Below are 15630 nucleotides of genomic sequence, written 5' to 3' on the forward strand. Positions count from 1 at the left end.
GGAGTCGAGATGAACAGGGCGTGATGCGCATACTTTTGGTGGAAGACGACGCCGTTCTGGCCGATGGCATCCGCGCCGGGCTGATGATGGCCGGGCTCACGGTAGATCACGTCGAAAGCTGTGCCGATGCGGCCGCAGCGCTCCGCGTCTCGCGTTTTGATGGCGTCGTGCTCGACCTTCAGCTTCCGGACGGCTCGGGGCTTGATGTTCTGGCAAGCTTGCGCGGGCGGGAGGATCCGACCCCGGTCCTGCTTCTGACCGCTCTCGACGAGACGGCTGACCGGGTGCGCGGGCTTGACGGCGGCGCCGATGATTATCTCGGCAAGCCCTTCGATCTCGATGAACTTGCCGCCCGACTGCGCGCCCTGGCTCGGCGGGGCACCGGGCGCGCGAGCCCGCTGCTGACCCATGGCGCCCTTGCGCTCGATCCCGCCAGGCTCACAGTGAGCCTCAGCGATACGCCCGTTCCGGTGTCGCGGCGGGAATTCGCGGTTCTGTCCATGCTGATGGAGCGGCCCGGCGTAATCCGCTCCAGAAGCGAACTGGAGGAGCGCCTCTATGGCTGGCAGGAGGAGGTCGAAAGCAACACTGTGGAAGTCTATGTGCATAATCTGCGCATCAAGCTCGGTCGCGACGTGATCGAGACGGTGAGAGGCCTCGGCTATCGGCTTCGAGGAATGGCATGAAGTCGCTGCGAGGCCGGCTCTTTCTCATCCTTCTGGCAGCCACGGGGGTCATCTGGCTGTGCGCGATCGCCTGGATCAGCATTGGCAGTCGCAGCGAACTGGAACATGTACTCGACGCCCGCCTGCAGGAAGCGGCCCGCATGGTCCACTCGCTGGCCATGGCGACGGGTGCCGATGATGCGACGGCGAGCGAGCGGGCCCCGCCCGCGCCCGCGCTGCTCCCATCCGATGCCGGCTATGAGCGGCAGCTGTCCTGCCAGATCTGGGCGTTCGACGGACGCCTGATTGCCCGTTCCTCCGGCGCGCCGAATGAGGCATTGACCGGCGAGAGCGCCGGCTTTTCCAACCGGCAAATCAAGGGCGAGACCTGGCGCGTCTACACGATCGAGGATCCCGCGAAAGGGGTCAGGGTCGTCGTCGGCGACCGGATCGGGCTGCGCGACCGGTTGGTGCACGACCTTGTCGCCGGGCTCGCCGCGCCAGCCCTGCTGGCTTTCCCGCTGCTGGGGCTGCTGATCTGGCTCTGTCTCGGGCAAGGCCTTCGCCCCCTCAGCAAGGCCGCGGAAGACATAGCCTCGCGGGAGGGCGACGACATGCGCCCTGTTGCCCCCAAAGAGGCGCCCAGCGAGATTCAGCCGCTGATCGGCGCGCTGAACGGGCTGTTCGCCAAGGTGGAGGCTGCGCGCGCCCACGAGCGCGAGATAACCGCCTTCGCCGCGCATGAACTGCGGACGCCGCTTGCGGGACTGAAGACGCAGGCCCAGGTCGCCCTTGCCGCCGGCGACGGCGATCTACGCGAGAAGGCGTTGCGGCAGATCATAGTCTCGGTCGACCGGACCAGTCGCCTTGTCCGGCAACTCCTCGCCCTCGCGCGTCTGGACGCAGGCGCGGCCGGCACGCCCGCCGAGACAGGGCTCGGTGCCCTCATCCGCGACCTCGTGGAGGCGGTGCCGCATCCGCCCGGCGTGGTCACCTTGATCGATCCCGACTTCGCTCGCAGCGAACGGCAGGTGGACCGGGACACCCTATCACTCGTGCTGCGAAACCTGCAGGAGAACGCCGTCCAGAACATGACCGACGGCACCATCCACTGGCGCCTCAGAGGGGAGGACCAGCTCGTGATCGAGGATGAGGGCCCGGGCATTCCCGTCGAGGAACTCGGCCTCGTGCGGCAGCGCTTCTATCGCGGCCGCAAGGCGGCCGGCTCCGGCTCGGGACTCGGCCTTGCCATCGCGGATGCCGCCACTCGTCGTCTCGGCGCGACCCTGGCCATCGCCAACCGCACAGACCGTACCGGCGTGCGTGCCGTGATCGAACTTGGGCGCGAAACCAATCCAATATCCCGAAATGATGAGGGACCACTTCGGCCACGCAGATAGCAAGGTACATCACGCTCAGCGGCGTCGAGGACGTAGATATTGGTGCAGTTGTGACGAATCGGGCCCCCGCTTTCGCGGAAGCTCAGGCCTAAGTGGCCTGCTGCCGGTTTCGTGGACACCGAGATAAGGTGTTCACCGGGAATGTAACGACGGAGGTTCAGCCGCGAGTTCAAGCTTGAGGCTGTAAGACTATGCGACGCTCTGGACGTCTCCCGGTCGGGCTTTCATGCCTGGCTCAACCGCAGCCCCAGTGCGCATGCCCGGCGCGATGACGTGCTCGCGACGGCGATCGACCGGAGCTTCAAGAGCAGCGACCGAACCTATGGCGCGCGACGCGGCTGGCACGATGTGCTGGCGGAAGGGTTCTCCTGCGAACTGCATCGGGTCGAACGGATCATGCGGGAGCATGGGTTGCGGACCCGGCCGCGCCGTCGTGGGCTGCCGAAGGATGGCAGCGTGCGGGCCGCCGCGTCGCTCAGCCCCGTCGAGTTCGAGGAGCGAGCTAAATTAGCTTAACCTCATCTCCACGAAACCGGCAGCAGGCCAGACGTCCCGTACCTGCATCCCAACATCGCCGAGCTCTATCGCCGCAAGGTCGAGAGGCTATCCGAGGCCCTCGACCTTCCGCAGGACCGCTACGAGGCGATCGACGCCATCCGCCAACTCGTCACCCGTGCCGTGCTCACGCCCGGTGCGAGGCGTGGGGAAGTGCAGGCCGTGCTGCATGGCGACGTCGTCGCTATTGCGGACTGGGTATCGCAGGAAGCAGACACACCTCGCAAAGCCGGTCACCGCACCCATCGCGCCCGCACTCTCGCGCGACTGTCGGAACCGGTGCCGGCACGGGCTTGGCCCGGGGATCCACGACTTGGGCCGGGATGACGAAAGGACGGGAGGGACGGAATGACGCCTCAGTCGCGCGTCCAAGGCAGGAAGTGCTTGGAGAGCTTCAGCCCCTGCGCCTGGTAGTTCGAACCGAGGCTTTCGCCATAGAGGGTGCGGGGGCGCTCGATCATGCGCTCATAGACCAGACGCCCGACGATCTGGCCGTCCTCCAGGATGAACGGCACCTCGCGCGAGCGCACCTCAAGCACGGCGCGCGCGCCGGTTCCCCCGGCGGCGTCATGGCCGAAGCCGGGATCGAAGAAGCCGGCGTAATGCACGCGGAACTCGCCGACCAGCGGGTCGAACGGCACCATTTCGGCGGCATGGCTCGGCGGCACATGCACGGCCTCCTTGGAGGCGAGGATGTAGAAGGCGTCGGGGTCGAGCACCAGTTCGCGCCGGCCGCGCGTCACCAGCGGCTCCCAGAAATCCTCGACCTCGCAGGCGGCGCGCTTGTCCATGTCGATCACCGCTGTGTGCCGCTTGGCACGGAAGCCGAGCAACCCGCCAAAGCCGGCGCCGGACAAATCCACGCTCACCGCGATGCCACCGCCCACCGTGTCCGGCGTCGCGCTGTCGACCAGCCGGTCGGCCGTGTTGAGGGCGGCAAGCGCGGCCTCGTCGAGGCGCGCATCGCCCCGCCGGAAGCGGATCTGCGACAGGCGCGAGCCGCGCCGTACCAGAATGGGGAAGGTGCGCGGGCTGATCTCCAGATAGAGCTTGCCCTCATAGCCCGCCGGCACCACGTCGAAGGCGCGCGAGCGGTCGGCGATGACGCGGGTGAACACGTCGAGCCGGCCGGTGGAGCTTTTCGGATTGGCCGAGGCAGCGATGTCGGAAGGCAGCGCCAGCGCCTCTTCGAGCTCGACCAGATAGACGCAGCCGGTCTCCAGCACCTCGCCCCCGGTGAGGTCGAGCTTGTGCAAAGCGAGCCGCGCCAGTCGGTCCGCCACGGTCTCGCTCGGGCCGGGCAGGAAGCTCGCGCGGATGCGCCAGGCGGTCGGGCCGAGGCGCAGATCGAGGCTGGCGGGCTGGACCTGATCGCCGTCGAACGGGCGCGCAAGGCGGATGGCGCCGCGCTCGGCCAAAGCCTCGATGGCATGGCCGGGCAGGATGCCCTCGCCGCTCAGACCGGAAATCCCCACGCCGTTCGCTCCGCTTCTCGCCACGCGCGGCCCAGCCTCGCGCAAGTCCCGTTCGGTTTAACGGACGCGCCCCTTGACGCCAAGCCGGGTGCGGGAGTAATCCCGCCGGGAACGTGGTCATTTGAGCCGGCCGGCTTGCCGCCACGCTAAATAAGGTTGCTAAAAAGGTCGGGGCCGCGCAGCGCATGCGCGTGGGCGTTCCCGGTCTGTCGAGAGATAGCGGAGCCGCCCGATGAGCCAGACCGACAAGCTTTCCCCCGCCGAGATCGCCCAGCTTCGTCCCGATACCCGCCTCGTGCAGGGCGGCATCCTGCGCTCGCCCTTCGGCGAGACCGCCGAGGCGCTCTATCTGACGCAGGGCTATGTCTACGACACCGCCGAGCAGGCGGAGGCCCGCTTCAAGGGCGAGGATCCCGGCTTCATCTACACGCGCTATTCCAACCCGACGGCGGCGATGTTCGAGACCCGTCTCGCGCTGCTCGAAGGCGCCGAGGTGGCGCGCGCCACCGCGTCCGGCATGGCGGCGGTGACCGCCTCGCTGCTCTGCCAGCTGAAGAGCGGCGACCATGTGGTGGCGGCCCGCGCGCTGTTCGGCTCCTGCCGCTATGTGATCGAGGAATTGCTGCCGCGCTTCGGCGTCGCCACCACGCTGGTCGACGGCACGGACCTCTCCGCCTGGCAGGCGGCAGTGCGGCCGGAGACGAAGGTGTTCTTCCTGGAGAGCCCGACCAACCCGACGCTGGAACTGGTCGACATTGCCGGCGTCGCGGCGATCTCCAAGGCGGCGGGCGCCTGCCTCATCGTCGACAACGTGTTCGCGACCCCCATGCTGCAGAGCCCGCTGACGCTCGGCGCGGATGTGGTGGTCTATTCCGCGACCAAGCACATTGACGGGCAGGGCCGGTGCCTCGCCGGCGTCGTGCTGTGCTCGGAGAAGTTCCTAACCGACCATCTCCAGACCTTCCTGCGCCAGACCGGCCCGTCCGTCTCGCCCTTCAATGCCTGGGTAATGCTGAAGGGGCTGGAGACGCTGCCGCTGCGGGTCGAGCGGTCGCAAGCGACGGCGGGCGCGCTGGCCGACCGGCTGGCCGCGCAGGGCAAGGTCGGCAAGGTGATCTACCCCTACCGCGCCGATCACCCCCAGCATGAGCTGGCCAAGCGCCAGATGCGGGGCGGCGGCACGCTCGTCACCTTCGAGATCGAGGGTGGCAAGGCCGGCGCCTTCCGCTTCCTCAACGCGCTGAAGGTGGTGCGCATCTCCAACAATCTGGGCGATGCCAAGAGCCTCGTCACTCATCCGGCGACCACGACGCACCAGCGCTTCAGCCCCGAGGCGCGGGCCGAGATGGGGATTTCCGACGGGATGGTGCGCCTCTCCGTCGGCCTGGAACATGTGGACGACCTCACAGACGACGTCACCCGCGCGCTCGCCGCCGTCTGATCCCCTGGCAAAAGGCCGCGGCCGACCATTTCGTGACCGGCCGCGGCTTGTCTTGCCCGGGCTCCGCCTTTCATAAAGACACGACAACAGCGGAGGATCGGCATGTATCGGGCGACGACGAGAGGCGTTCAGGTGACGGTGACGCCGCGCTTCGCCCCGGAACGTTCCGATCCGGAGCGGGGCCAGTATTTCTGGGCCTACACGGTGGATATCCTTAATCTCGGCGTCGACACCGTTCAGCTGCGAGCCCGGCGCTGGATCATCACCGATGCGCTCGGCCGTGTGCAGGAAGTGCGCGGCGCGGGGGTCGTCGGCGAGCAGCCGGTGCTGCCGCCCGGCGGGCATTTCGAGTATACGAGCGGCGTGCCGCTGCCGACAGCGACCGGCATCATGGAAGGCAGCTACGATATGGTGACGCAGGCCGGAGAGGCCTTCGACGCCGCCGTGCCGCCCTTCTCGCTCGACCTGCCCGGTCTCGCCCGCACGCTCAACTGAGTGTCGGCACCGGCGCGGCGCTGCTTCCGGCAGGCCGGCGAAGCGGCTATGGTGCGGGCAGAGTGACGGCTTACCTGTCGCCGAACCGCCGCCCCGTCCCGCTTTCGCCGCCGAGCCCTCCCGCCTTGAGCAACGGTCTGCCCCACCCGTGATCGACCTGCGCCCGATCGCCGCCATTCTGGGCGTCCTGCTCGCCGTGCTGGGCACGACCATGATGATCCCCGCTCTGGTGGATCTGATCGCCGGGCAGCGGGATTTTCTCGTCTACGCCGCCACCGCCGTCATCACCGCCTTTGTCGGCCTCTCCCTCTGGCTCGCCGGCCGCTCCGGCGAGGTCGAGCGGCTCGGCATCCGCCAGGCCTTCGTGCTGACGGCGGCGAGCTGGGTCGTGCTCTCGGCCTTCGCCGCTGTCCCGTTCATGTGGGCGGAGACGGATCTGAGTTTCACCGACGCCTATTTCGAGGCGATGAGCGGGCTCACCACCACCGGCGCGACGGTGATCTCCGGTCTCGATGACCGCCCGCCCGGCGTGCTGATCTGGCGCGCCTTCCTGCACTGGTATGGCGGCATCGGCATCATCGTCATGGCGATGGCGCTGCTGCCCATGCTGCGCATCGGCGGCATGCAGCTCTTTCGCGCCGAATCCTCCGACAAGTCCGAGAAGGTGCTGCCGCGCGCGGCGCAGATGGCCAAGGGCATTCTCGGCAGCTACCTGCTGCTCACCTTCGCCTGCGCGCTGACCTATGCCTTTCTCGGCATGAGCGTGTTCGACGCGGTGGCGCACGCCATGGCGACGATCTCGACCGGCGGGTTCTCCACCCACGACGCCTCCATCAGCTTCTTCAAGAGCCCGGCCATCGACTATGCGGCGATCATCTTCATGATCTCCGGCTCGCTGCCCTTCGTGCTCTATGTGCGGGTGCTGGCCGGCGACTTCAGCCGCATCTTCGCCAATGCCGAAGTGCGGCTGTTCTTCGCTCTGGTAGCGATTTTCACGCTGATTTCGACGGTCCAGCAGGTGAATGGCGGCATCGCGGTGGGCGAGACGGCGCTGCGCCAGGCGCTGTTCACCGTGGTGTCGCTGATGTCGACCACCGGCTTCGTCGCGGTGGACTACACCCATTGGGGCCCGCCGAGCGACGCGCTGTTTTTTGTCGTGCTGTTCCTCGGCGCCTGCACCGGCTCGACCGCCGGCGGCATGAAGACCTTCCGCATCGCCATTCTCGGCTCGGCTCTGGTGCAGCATCTCAAGCGCATCATCTACCCAAGCGGGGTGTTCCCGGCGCGCTATGGCGGCAAGCCGATCGGCGACGATGTGGTCGCCTCGGTTCTATCCTTCGCCTTCCTGTATCTGACGAGCTTCCTCGTCATCGGCATTGCCATCAACGCGCTGGGCTTCGATCTCATCACGTCCCTCTCCGCCAGCATCACCGCACTGGCCAATGCGGGGCCCGGACTCGGGCCTGTTGTCGGTCCGGCGATGAACTTCGCCGGTCTGCCGGACAGCGTGATCTGGCTGCTCTCCTTCGCCATGCTGCTCGGGCGGCTGGAATTGTTCACCGTTCTCGTGCTGATCCTGCCGAGTTTCTGGCGGCGCTAGTTGGGCGGTGCAGCAAAGCCCTTTATGCTAGCGACCTGACCGCTACGGGGACCGCCTTTATGCTTGCCGCACGAACGACGACCGAGGAACTGCTCGCCTACCTCGTCGCCTTCGACACCACGAGCCGCAACTCCAACCTCGCGCTGATCGATTTCGTGCGCGACTACCTCGCCGCCTATGGCGTGGAGAGCGTCATCATTCCCGAGGAGAGCGGGCAGAAGGCCAGCCTGTTCGCCACCATCGGCCCGAAGGGCGTGGGCGGCGTCTGCCTTTCCGGCCATTCCGACGTGGTGCCGGTGGACGGCCAGCCCTGGACCACCGACCCCTTCACGCTCACGCCGCTCGATGGGCGGGTCTATGGCCGCGGCTCCTGCGACATGAAGGGCTTCATCGCCACCTGCCTCGCCATGGTGCCGCAGATGACGGCCACAAAGCTCGCGACGCCGATCCATCTTCTGGTGTCCTATGACGAGGAGATCGGCTGCACCGGCGTGGTTCCGGCGGTGCGCCGGCTCGGCGTCGATCTGCCGCTGCCCCGCGCCTGCATCGTCGGCGAGCCGAGCTCGATGCGGGTGGTGGACGCACACAAGTCGGGCATCGCCTATAAGACGACGGTGACCGGGCGCGAGGCGCATTCCTCCATGCCGCAGCTCGGCGCCAACGCGATCTTCGCCGCCGCAGAGCTGATCGGCGAGCTCGACCGCTACCGCGCTGAACTGATCGCGGCCGGCGACCCGAGCGGGCGCTTCGACCCGCCCAGCACCACGCTACAGGTCACGGTGATCGAGGGCGGCACCGCCGGCAACATCGTGCCGCGCCAATGCGCGATCCGCTGGAACGTGCGTGGCCTGCCCGATTTCGACGAGGAGACGCTGCTCGCCCGCTTCAAAGCCTTCGCGGAAGGCACGGTGCTGCCGAAGCTGCTGGCCTCGGCGCCCGAGGCCAGCATCACCACCGATTTCATCTACAAGGTGCCGCCGCTGGCGCCGCAGACAGGCTCGGAGGCCGAGCTTCTGGCGCTGCGCCTCGCCGGGCAGAACCGCACCTACACCGTCGCCTATGGCACGGAGGGCGGGCATTTCCAGGCGCAGGGCATCCCCACCGTGATCTGCGGGCCAGGCTCCATCGACCAGGCGCACAAGCCCGACGAGTTCATCGAGGTCAGTCAGTTGCGCGCCTGCGAGCGGTTCCTCAGCGGGCTGATCGCCGAGTGCGTGGGGTAGGGTCTTTCTAAAGCCGGGGATTCCGGACGGCCAAAGCCCGATCCGGGATCCCCCGGGGGCAAAGCTGCGCTGACAGAGGCTGCATCCGTCATCGCCGAGCAGGTCTCAACCGACTCCGACACCTGCTCTTGAGCAAGGTGGGGGATGTCTCTGATCCCTTCATCGGAAGGCTGCTCCTAGTTAGATCAACGCCGAGCGCACCGGCGTTGGGCAAGCCGTAGCACCTTAGACATGATAGCGGCCAGCCGCAGCGTTCACCGACCCTGTAACGGCAGCAACAGGTCCAGTTGCTTGAGCCGCATCGTTTCTGCCGCACGCGCCTTGAGTGCGTCCTTCAGCGTCACGGCGGCGAAACGCACGGGCTGGTGCGGCTGTAATTGCCCGATCAGGTCCATGTCGGCCGAGATCACCGTGCCGATCATGAAATAGCCGCCCCCCGACACCGCGTCGCGGTGCAGCACGATCGGCTCGGTGCCACCCGGCACCTGTATCGAGCCATAGGGATAGCAGCTGTCGACAATGTTGGACGGGTCGGAACCGGCACCGAAAGGCTGCTTGCGCGGGACGAAGTCGAGCTTTCGACCGCCGCGGAAGCGGTAGCCGATGCGATCCGCCTCGGGAGCCACCTTCCAGCTATCCTCGAAGAAACCGGCCTGCGCCTCTTCGGTGATGCGGTGCCAGTAGAGGCCCGGCACCACCCGGATCTCCACGCCGCTTGCGTGAACCGGACGGCGGCCTGATGCCGGCAGCGTCGCGCCCTCATGCCCTGTCGCCGTCGGTGCTCCCAGCGGCACAACATCGCCCGCCTTGAGTGCGCGGCCCTCAAAGCCGCCCAAGGCGCCGAGCGCATAGGTCGAGCGCGAACCGAGCACCTCGGGCACGTCGATGCCGCCATTGATGGCGATATAGGCGCGCGCGCCGGCTTTGAGGAAGGCGAAGGACAGCACCTGCCCGGCCTTCACCGCGAAGGCGGTCCAGAGCGGCTGCTCGACGCCATCGAGGCGGGGCGGCAGCTCGGCGCCGGTGATGGCGACGAGCGCGTCGGCGGAGAAACGCAGTTCCGGGCCGAGGAACACCGCTTCCAGCCCCGCCGCGCCGTCGGGATTGCCGACCAGACGGTTCGCGGCGATCAGCGCGAAGCGGTCCATCGCACCGGAGAGCGGCAGACCGAGGTGATAGTAACCCGGACGGCCGAGATCCTGCACGGTTGTGGCAAGGCCGGCTTTGACGACCTCGAAGGAGCGTTCAACCATGGAGGGCCTCCAGCAGCTTGGCGTTCGTGCCGTCGGAATCTGCGGTGAAGGCGTCCAGCGAGAACGGCACCGGGACGATCCTTGGCTCGAAACGCCCTTCGTCGATGGCCGCGACTGTGGCGTCGTACTCCGCGCGTTCAATGGCGCGAAACTTGATGATATCGCCCGGGCGAAAGATCATCAGATGTTTGAGATAGCTGATCTTTCCGCTCGGGTCGTAGATCGGCATCGGGGTGACACCGAACATCTGGTAGCCGCCGGCGCCGCGCACCGAATAGATGCAGCCGAAGCAGCCGCCATGGCCGATGGTGAGGCGCGGCGTGTCGGTGCGCGGACGCAGATATTTGGGCACTTCGATCTGCTTGGCCCGTTCCACCAACTGGTACGTGAAAGGCAGGCCGGCGACGAAGCCGACCATGGATACGAACCATGGCGCGGCCGCGTGGGCCGCGATGAAGCTCGCCACGCTCTCGTACTTGTTCACCCGTGCCGCATATTGCAGGTCGGTGGAATTCGGATCCTGATGGCGTTCGCGGAAACGCATCAGGGTCTCGTTGGTCCACGGATCGTCATAAAGCACCGGAATTTCGATGATCCGGGTGGCGATGGTCTTCTCCGCGCGCTCGGCCGCGGCCTCGAAGCTCTTCAGCTCGGCCATCAGGTCGTGCGGTGCAATGATGTCGGGGTCGAACTTGATCTGGAACGATGCGTTGGCCGGGCAGATCTCGGTGACGCCGGCGATGTTCGCCTCGCGCACCGCATTGGTCATGGACAGGCTCTTGAAGAAGGCCTCCAGGGACATTTCTTCGTCGACCTCGACGAAGATGTGCTCGTCGCCGCCGAATGAATAGCGCGTCTGCATCGCGGTCGATCCCTCAGGCTGGAGTGGCAATGATGGGTAAGGCAGGCACGGCCAATGGCGCGCTCGCCAGCCATTCTTCCAGCCAGCGTGTATGAACGGTGCCGGTCTTTACCGCTGGATGGGTGGCAAGCGCGCGGTGCAACGGCGCCGTGGTGGGTAGCCCTTCGATCGTCAACTCTCCGAGCGCCCGGTCGAGCCGAACGATGGCGGCAGTACGGTCCTCGTCATGGGCAATGAGCTTGCCGAGCAACGAGTCGTAAAAGGGCGGAATCGTGTAGCCGGCATAGAGCAGCGTATCGAAGCGCACGCCAAAGCCACCCGGCACGGTAAGCGCGCTGACCGTGCCGGGCGAGGGCCGGAAATCGGCGGCCGGATCCTCGGCGCAGATACGCGCCTCGATCGCATGGCCCTTGAGCACGATGTCTTCCTGGTTCAGCGCCAGGGGTTCGCCCATCGCGATGCGGATCATCGCCCGCACGAGGTCCACACCCGTCACCATCTCGGTCACGGGATGCTCGACCTGAATGCGCGTGTTCATCTCGATGAAGAAGAACTCGCCGGTGGTGTCGTCGAACAGATATTCCAGCGTCCCGGCGCCGCGATAGCCGACACGCTCGGCAAGGCGCACCGCCGATGAGCACAGGGCCCTACGCTGCTCGCGCGTCAGGCAGGCGGCGGGAGCCTCCTCCCATACCTTCTGCCGGCGCCGTTGCAGCGAGCACTCGCGCTCGAACAGATGAATGGCGCGCTCCCCGTCCCCGAGCACCTGCACCTCGATATGGCGGGCGCGGCCGATGAAGCGTTCGAGATACAGTCCGCCATCGCCGAAGGCGGCACGGGCCTCGCCGCTCGCCTGCGGGAACTGAACGGACAGCTCAGCCTCGTCGCAGGCGACGCGGATGCCACGTCCGCCACCGCCGGCGGCCGCCTTGATCATCACCGGATAGCCGATGCGCGCGGCTTCCGACGTCGCGGTCTCGAGATCGGCGACCACGCCTTCGGTGCCGGGCACAGTCGGCACGCCGGCGGCCTGCGCCTCCTGCCGGGCGCGGGCCTTGTCGCCCATCTGGCGGATCGTCTCGGGCTTCGGGCCGACGAAGACGAGACCCGCTTTCTCCACCATCTGCGCGAAGTCAGCATTCTCGGACAGGAAGCCATAGCCGGGATGCACCGCGTCGCAGCCGCTCTCCAGCGCCGCCTGCACCACCGCCTCCTTGTTGAGATAGGATTTGGTGGCGTGGGCCGGGCCGACCGGGGCAACGGCATCGGCGAGCCTGGCGGCAAGCATGTCGCCATCGGCCGCGCTGACCGCCTGCACCGTTCTCAGCCCCAGCTCACGCGCCGCACGGATGATGCGCACCGCGATCTCGCCGCGGTTGGCGATGAAGATCGTCGAGATGCCCATGGTCAGGCGTCGAGATCGTAGAGCGGCTGGCCCGCCATTACCGCGTCCTCGTTCTCCACATGGAAGGCGGTGAGCGTGCCCGCCTCTTCGGCGACGACCGGCGTGAAGGACTTCATCACTTCGATGAGGCCGATCGTGTCGCCCACGGCGACCGCATCGCCCACGGACTTGAACGCCGGCTCGCCCGGCGCGGCCGACCGGTAGAAGGTACCCGGAAGCGGTGCCTGTATCGTCTTCGCCATCACGGTGCGTCCATTCAAACTGCGGATCATCGATGGCCGAAGAGTTGCAAAAGACGCTGCGAACGAGAAATAGCATTAAGGAATTTGGGACATCAGAAATTCAGATAGCATCGTGAAACCTAGCCTCGCCGGCTGGCTTCGAGGACCGCCATGTCGATTTCGCTGAAGCAGATCCGCTACTTCGTCGCAGCCGCCGAAACCGGGCGGATCAGCCAGGCCGCCGTCGAACTGAATGTCTCGCAGTCTGCGGTCACCGCCGCGATCCAGCAGCTGGAGGGGATGCTGGGGGCGCGGCTGCTCGACCGGACTCCCACAGGGGTGAGCGTGACGCTTGAGGGCAGCCGTTTTCTGTCCCAGGGACGTCAGATCCTGACAGCGGTGGCCGAGGCGGTGCGCGACGCCCGCCATTCGACCGACGAGATTTCCGGCACGGTCCGCGTCGGCGTGACCTATACCGTCTCCGGCTATTTCCTCCCGCGCCATCAGATGCGCTTCCAGTCGAGCTTTCCCGGCATCTCCATCGAATTGTTCGAGGCGCCGCGCTCGGTGGTGGAGCAGGCTCTGGTCGACGGGGCTCTGGATGTCGCGGTTCTGCTGGTTTCCAATCTCAACAACCGCGAGGATCTCGCCAGCCAGCTGCTGCTGCGCTCGGCGCGCCGGCTGTGGCTGGCGCCGTCACATCCGCTGACCCGGCCGGAGCGGGTCTCCCTCGCCGATGTGGCGCGCTACCCTTATGTCATGCTGACCGTCGACGAGGCCAAGCACACGGCCCTGCGCTACTGGACCGCGCTGGGACTTGAGCCCCGCACGATCTTCCGCACCTCCTCGGTGGAGGCCGTGCGCTCCATGGTCGGCGGAGGCATGGGGATCACCGTGCTGTCCGACCTGATCTACCGGCCGTGGTCGCTGGAGGGGCAGCGTATCGAACTGCGCGATCTGGCCGACGAGGTGCCGAGCATGGATGTGGGCCTGGCATGGCGGCGCGACGCCAGCTTTACCGCGGCGACGCGGGCGTTCTGCGATTTCCTGCGCTTTGCCGTGGCCGGCGACAGTGCCGGCCGTTCGGCGTCTTCGGACGAGTCACGCGGTCGGACGGGTGCCATCGAAATTTAAGATATCCGCTTCCGTTTAATACGATTTGACGCTTACCACCTGGCGTCGTCACGCTTCGCCGGTCATCAGGCAAGTGGAGCGCGGGGCATGGGTGTCGTCATCAATTGCGACATGGGCGAGGGGTTCGGCCTGTATCGCTGCGGCGACGATGCCGGCATCATGCCGCATATCAATATCGGTAACGTCGCCTGCGGTTTCCATGCCTCCGACCCGATGGTGATGCGCGAGACGGTGCGTCTGGCTGTCGCGAATGGTGTGGCGGTGGGCGCGCACCCGTCCTTTCCGGACCTGCAGGGCTTTGGCCGTCGCGACATGGCGATGACGCGGGAGGAACTCGCTGCCTGCGTCCTCTACCAGATCGGCGCGCTGAAGGCGTTCCTGGACGATGCCGGCCTGAAGCTCAATCATGTGAAGCCGCACGGTGCGCTCTACGGCGCCGCGATGCGCCGCGAAGAGGTGGCGCAGGCCGTGGCCGACGCCGCCCTGGTTTATGGCGTCCCGGTGATCGGCATGGCCGGCACGCTGCACGAAGAAGTCTATCGCAGCCGAGGCCTCGCCTTCGTCTCGGAATACTATGCCGATCTCGACTACGATTCCGCGGGCGCGCTGCTGATCACCCGCGCGCATGCGGCGCGCGATCCCGTGGAGGCGGCGCGGCGGGCGGTGCGGATGCTGACGGACGGCAAAGCGACCACCATCGACGGCCGTGACTTCGACATGAAGGCCGATACGATTTGCATCCACTCCGACACGCCGAACGCGGTGGAGTTGGCGCGCGTCTTGAAAGAGTCGGTGCGGCCTTGGCTTGCCTGACCCCATCCTCACCTGCGCGTCGCGCCCAGGGCGCGGCGGCGGCGTGCGGGAGCCGTGCCTGTTGAACCCACCGCGGCGCGTCCGGAAGACGTCCGCATTTGGATCGGAGGAGCGTGACATGCGTGCCAGCTACTCGACCAATCAGGCGGCGCCGATGCAGAGGCGCCAGTTCTGGCAGACGGCCGTCTCCAGCACATATTTTCCGCTCGATCTGCGGTTCGCCTCCGGAGACACTTTCACCGGCAGCCTCGGCGCCTGGTCGCTGGGACCGATCTCCGTCTCGCGCAACGTGTCCGACGGGCTGCTCTATCGCCGTCATGAGCGCCACCTGGTCGCCGAACGCGAGGAAAGCTATCTCATCACTGTCCCCGAACTGGCCGAGATCCGTTTCGAGCAGGACGGGCGGCAAGTGCAGTGCCGGCCGGGTGCCTTCCTGATCGAGCGCAGCCATCTGCCCTATGAGTTCAGCCACAGCGATCCGGCCGCGCTCTGGGTGATGAAGGTGCCGAGCGCGGTGCTGCGGGCCCGCATTGCCCGGCCGGAGCGCCTTGCCACGCTTCAGTTCGACGCCAGCCGCGCCGTGGGCGCCATGTTCGTCGATATGCTGCGCCTGACCGGGGCGCGCATTGATGAGATGGACGAACCAGCCCGCGCGCTGCTTGGCAAGCAGCTCGTCGATCTGCTCGCCATGGCGATCGAGGCGGACGAACGGGTGCTCGCCGGGAACTCCTCGACGGTGCGCAACGCTCATCTGCACCGCTGCGAGCATTTCATTCGCACGCGGCTCGGCGACATGCGGCTGTCGCCGCAACTGGTGGCCGAAGGTTGCGGCATCTCCGTGCGCTATTTGCACCAGATCTTCGAGGCCGAGGGCATTACCGTCGGCGCCTATATCCGCAACCAGCGGCTGCTCGCCAGCGACGCGATGCTGCGCGACCCGCATTGCCGCAAGTCGATTTCCGAAATTGCCTATGAATGGGGCTTCGGCGACCAGGCTCAGTTCAGTCGCAATTACCGCGCCCGCTTCGGCTGCACGCCGAGCGAGGCGCGTGCCGTTTCCCGTTCTCCCGCAAACTGATCGCGGGAGC

14 protein-coding genes, 1 pseudogene and 1 riboswitch are annotated in these 15630 nt (G+C 66.8%); of the genes and pseudogenes, 10 read left to right on the forward strand and 5 right to left on the reverse strand.

Translation table 11 applies throughout. From position 1 onward, the window contains the following. Nucleotides 1–23 precede the first annotated feature (23 nt). The 3 genes and pseudogenes from OU996_RS01195 to OU996_RS01205 all read left to right on the forward strand — a co-directional run. Complete coding sequence (locus tag OU996_RS01195) at nt 24–686, forward strand: response regulator transcription factor (RefSeq protein WP_267585546.1); 663 nt, start codon at nt 24–26, stop codon at nt 684–686. Then, a complete protein-coding gene (locus OU996_RS01200; RefSeq protein WP_267583861.1) occupies nt 683–2065 on the forward strand; it encodes an ATP-binding protein in 1383 nt (460 codons plus the stop codon). Before OU996_RS01195 ends, OU996_RS01200 begins: the two co-directional genes overlap by 4 nt. 189 nt (nt 2066–2254) lie before the next feature. Then, nucleotides 2255–2539: pseudogene (locus OU996_RS01205) on the forward strand (IS3 family transposase); the annotation flags it as partial. Between the two features lie 437 nt (nt 2540–2976). Here OU996_RS01205 and OU996_RS01210 read toward each other — a convergent pair. Next, entirely contained in the window at nt 2977–4095 is a 1119-nt protein-coding gene (locus OU996_RS01210; protein ID WP_267583862.1) for a 2'-deoxycytidine 5'-triphosphate deaminase, read from the reverse strand. 103 nt (nt 4096–4198) lie between these two features. Further along, nucleotides 4199–4279, forward strand: a riboswitch (SAM riboswitch). Nucleotides 4280–4327: 48 nt separating this feature from the next. On the opposite strand from OU996_RS01210, the gene OU996_RS01215 reads away from it, so the two are divergent. From OU996_RS01215 to argE, 4 genes are all read left to right on the forward strand, one after another. After that, nucleotides 4328–5536: an O-succinylhomoserine sulfhydrylase gene (locus OU996_RS01215; RefSeq protein ID WP_267583863.1), complete on the forward strand. Its 1209-nt coding sequence runs from the start codon at nt 4328–4330 to the stop codon at nt 5534–5536. Between the two features lie 102 nt (nt 5537–5638). Further along, on the forward strand, nt 5639–6031 hold the full coding sequence (apaG, locus tag OU996_RS01220) for a Co2+/Mg2+ efflux protein ApaG (RefSeq protein WP_267583864.1): 393 nt from the start codon (nt 5639–5641) through the stop codon (nt 6029–6031). Between the two features lie 148 nt (nt 6032–6179). Then, nucleotides 6180–7631: a TrkH family potassium uptake protein gene (locus OU996_RS01225; protein ID WP_267583865.1), complete on the forward strand. Its 1452-nt coding sequence runs from the start codon at nt 6180–6182 to the stop codon at nt 7629–7631. A 59-nt stretch (nt 7632–7690) separates the two neighbouring features. Beyond that, nucleotides 7691–8854 (forward strand): acetylornithine deacetylase, encoded by a 1164-nt coding sequence (argE, locus tag OU996_RS01230; protein ID WP_267583866.1) that lies wholly within the window; start codon nt 7691–7693, stop codon nt 8852–8854. A 254-nt stretch (nt 8855–9108) separates the two neighbouring features. Here argE and OU996_RS01235 read toward each other — a convergent pair whose 3' ends face one another. From OU996_RS01235 to OU996_RS01250, 4 genes are read right to left on the reverse strand one after another with little or no spacing between them, the layout of a single operon-like run. Beyond that, nucleotides 9109–10107 (reverse strand): biotin-dependent carboxyltransferase family protein, encoded by a 999-nt coding sequence (locus OU996_RS01235; protein WP_267583867.1) that lies wholly within the window; start codon nt 10105–10107, stop codon nt 9109–9111. Then, nucleotides 10100–10969, reverse strand: a complete 870-nt coding sequence (locus OU996_RS01240; protein WP_267583868.1) for a 5-oxoprolinase subunit B family protein — start codon at nt 10967–10969, stop codon at nt 10100–10102. The genes OU996_RS01235 and OU996_RS01240 overlap by 8 nt, the downstream gene beginning before the upstream one ends. A gap of 13 nt (nt 10970–10982) precedes the next feature. Then, on the reverse strand, nt 10983–12374 hold the full coding sequence (locus tag OU996_RS01245) for an acetyl-CoA carboxylase biotin carboxylase subunit (protein ID WP_267583869.1): 1392 nt from the start codon (nt 12372–12374) through the stop codon (nt 10983–10985). A gap of 2 nt (nt 12375–12376) precedes the next feature. Further along, nucleotides 12377–12616 (reverse strand): acetyl-CoA carboxylase, encoded by a 240-nt coding sequence (locus OU996_RS01250; protein WP_267583870.1) that lies wholly within the window; start codon nt 12614–12616, stop codon nt 12377–12379. A 150-nt stretch (nt 12617–12766) separates the two neighbouring features. Here OU996_RS01250 and OU996_RS01255 point away from each other — a divergent pair, with 150 nt between their 5' ends. From OU996_RS01255 to OU996_RS01265, 3 genes are all read left to right on the forward strand, one after another. Next, a complete protein-coding gene (locus OU996_RS01255) occupies nt 12767–13729 on the forward strand; it encodes a LysR family transcriptional regulator (RefSeq protein WP_267583871.1) in 963 nt (320 codons plus the stop codon). A gap of 87 nt (nt 13730–13816) precedes the next feature. Further along, nucleotides 13817–14542 carry a LamB/YcsF family protein gene (locus OU996_RS01260; protein ID WP_267583872.1) on the forward strand — a complete coding sequence of 242 codons (726 nt, stop codon included), beginning with the start codon at nt 13817–13819 and terminating at the stop codon, nt 14540–14542. A gap of 118 nt (nt 14543–14660) precedes the next feature. After that, a complete protein-coding gene (locus tag OU996_RS01265; RefSeq protein WP_267583873.1) occupies nt 14661–15620 on the forward strand; it encodes a helix-turn-helix domain-containing protein in 960 nt (319 codons plus the stop codon). The last annotated feature ends 10 nt before the right edge of the window (nt 15621–15630 follow it).

The sequence above is a fragment of the Ancylobacter sp. SL191 genome, from assembly GCF_026625645.1.
In the GTDB taxonomy this organism is placed as follows: domain Bacteria; phylum Pseudomonadota; class Alphaproteobacteria; order Rhizobiales; family Xanthobacteraceae; genus Ancylobacter.

Bases quoted from the DNA above. Each gene is read 5' to 3' on its own strand.
- OU996_RS01195 (WP_267585546.1), top strand. From the start codon at position 24: ATGCGCATACTTTTGGTGGAAGACGACGCCGTTCTGGCCGATGGCATC.
- OU996_RS01200 (WP_267583861.1), top strand. From the start codon at position 683: ATGAAGTCGCTGCGAGGCCGGCTCTTTCTCATCCTTCTGGCAGCCACG.
- OU996_RS01215 (WP_267583863.1), top strand. From the start codon at position 4,328: ATGAGCCAGACCGACAAGCTTTCCCCCGCCGAGATCGCCCAGCTTCGT.
- apaG (WP_267583864.1), top strand. From the start codon at position 5,639: ATGTATCGGGCGACGACGAGAGGCGTTCAGGTGACGGTGACGCCGCGC.
- argE (WP_267583866.1), top strand. From the start codon at position 7,691: ATGCTTGCCGCACGAACGACGACCGAGGAACTGCTCGCCTACCTCGTC.
- OU996_RS01235 (WP_267583867.1), bottom strand. From the start codon at position 10,107: ATGGTTGAACGCTCCTTCGAGGTCGTCAAAGCCGGCCTTGCCACAACC.
- OU996_RS01240 (WP_267583868.1), bottom strand. From the start codon at position 10,969: ATGCAGACGCGCTATTCATTCGGCGGCGACGAGCACATCTTCGTCGAG.
- OU996_RS01245 (WP_267583869.1), bottom strand. From the start codon at position 12,374: ATGGGCATCTCGACGATCTTCATCGCCAACCGCGGCGAGATCGCGGTG.
- OU996_RS01250 (WP_267583870.1), bottom strand. From the start codon at position 12,616: ATGGCGAAGACGATACAGGCACCGCTTCCGGGTACCTTCTACCGGTCG.
- OU996_RS01255 (WP_267583871.1), top strand. From the start codon at position 12,767: ATGTCGATTTCGCTGAAGCAGATCCGCTACTTCGTCGCAGCCGCCGAA.
- OU996_RS01260 (WP_267583872.1), top strand. From the start codon at position 13,817: ATGGGTGTCGTCATCAATTGCGACATGGGCGAGGGGTTCGGCCTGTAT.
- OU996_RS01265 (WP_267583873.1), top strand. From the start codon at position 14,661: ATGCGTGCCAGCTACTCGACCAATCAGGCGGCGCCGATGCAGAGGCGC.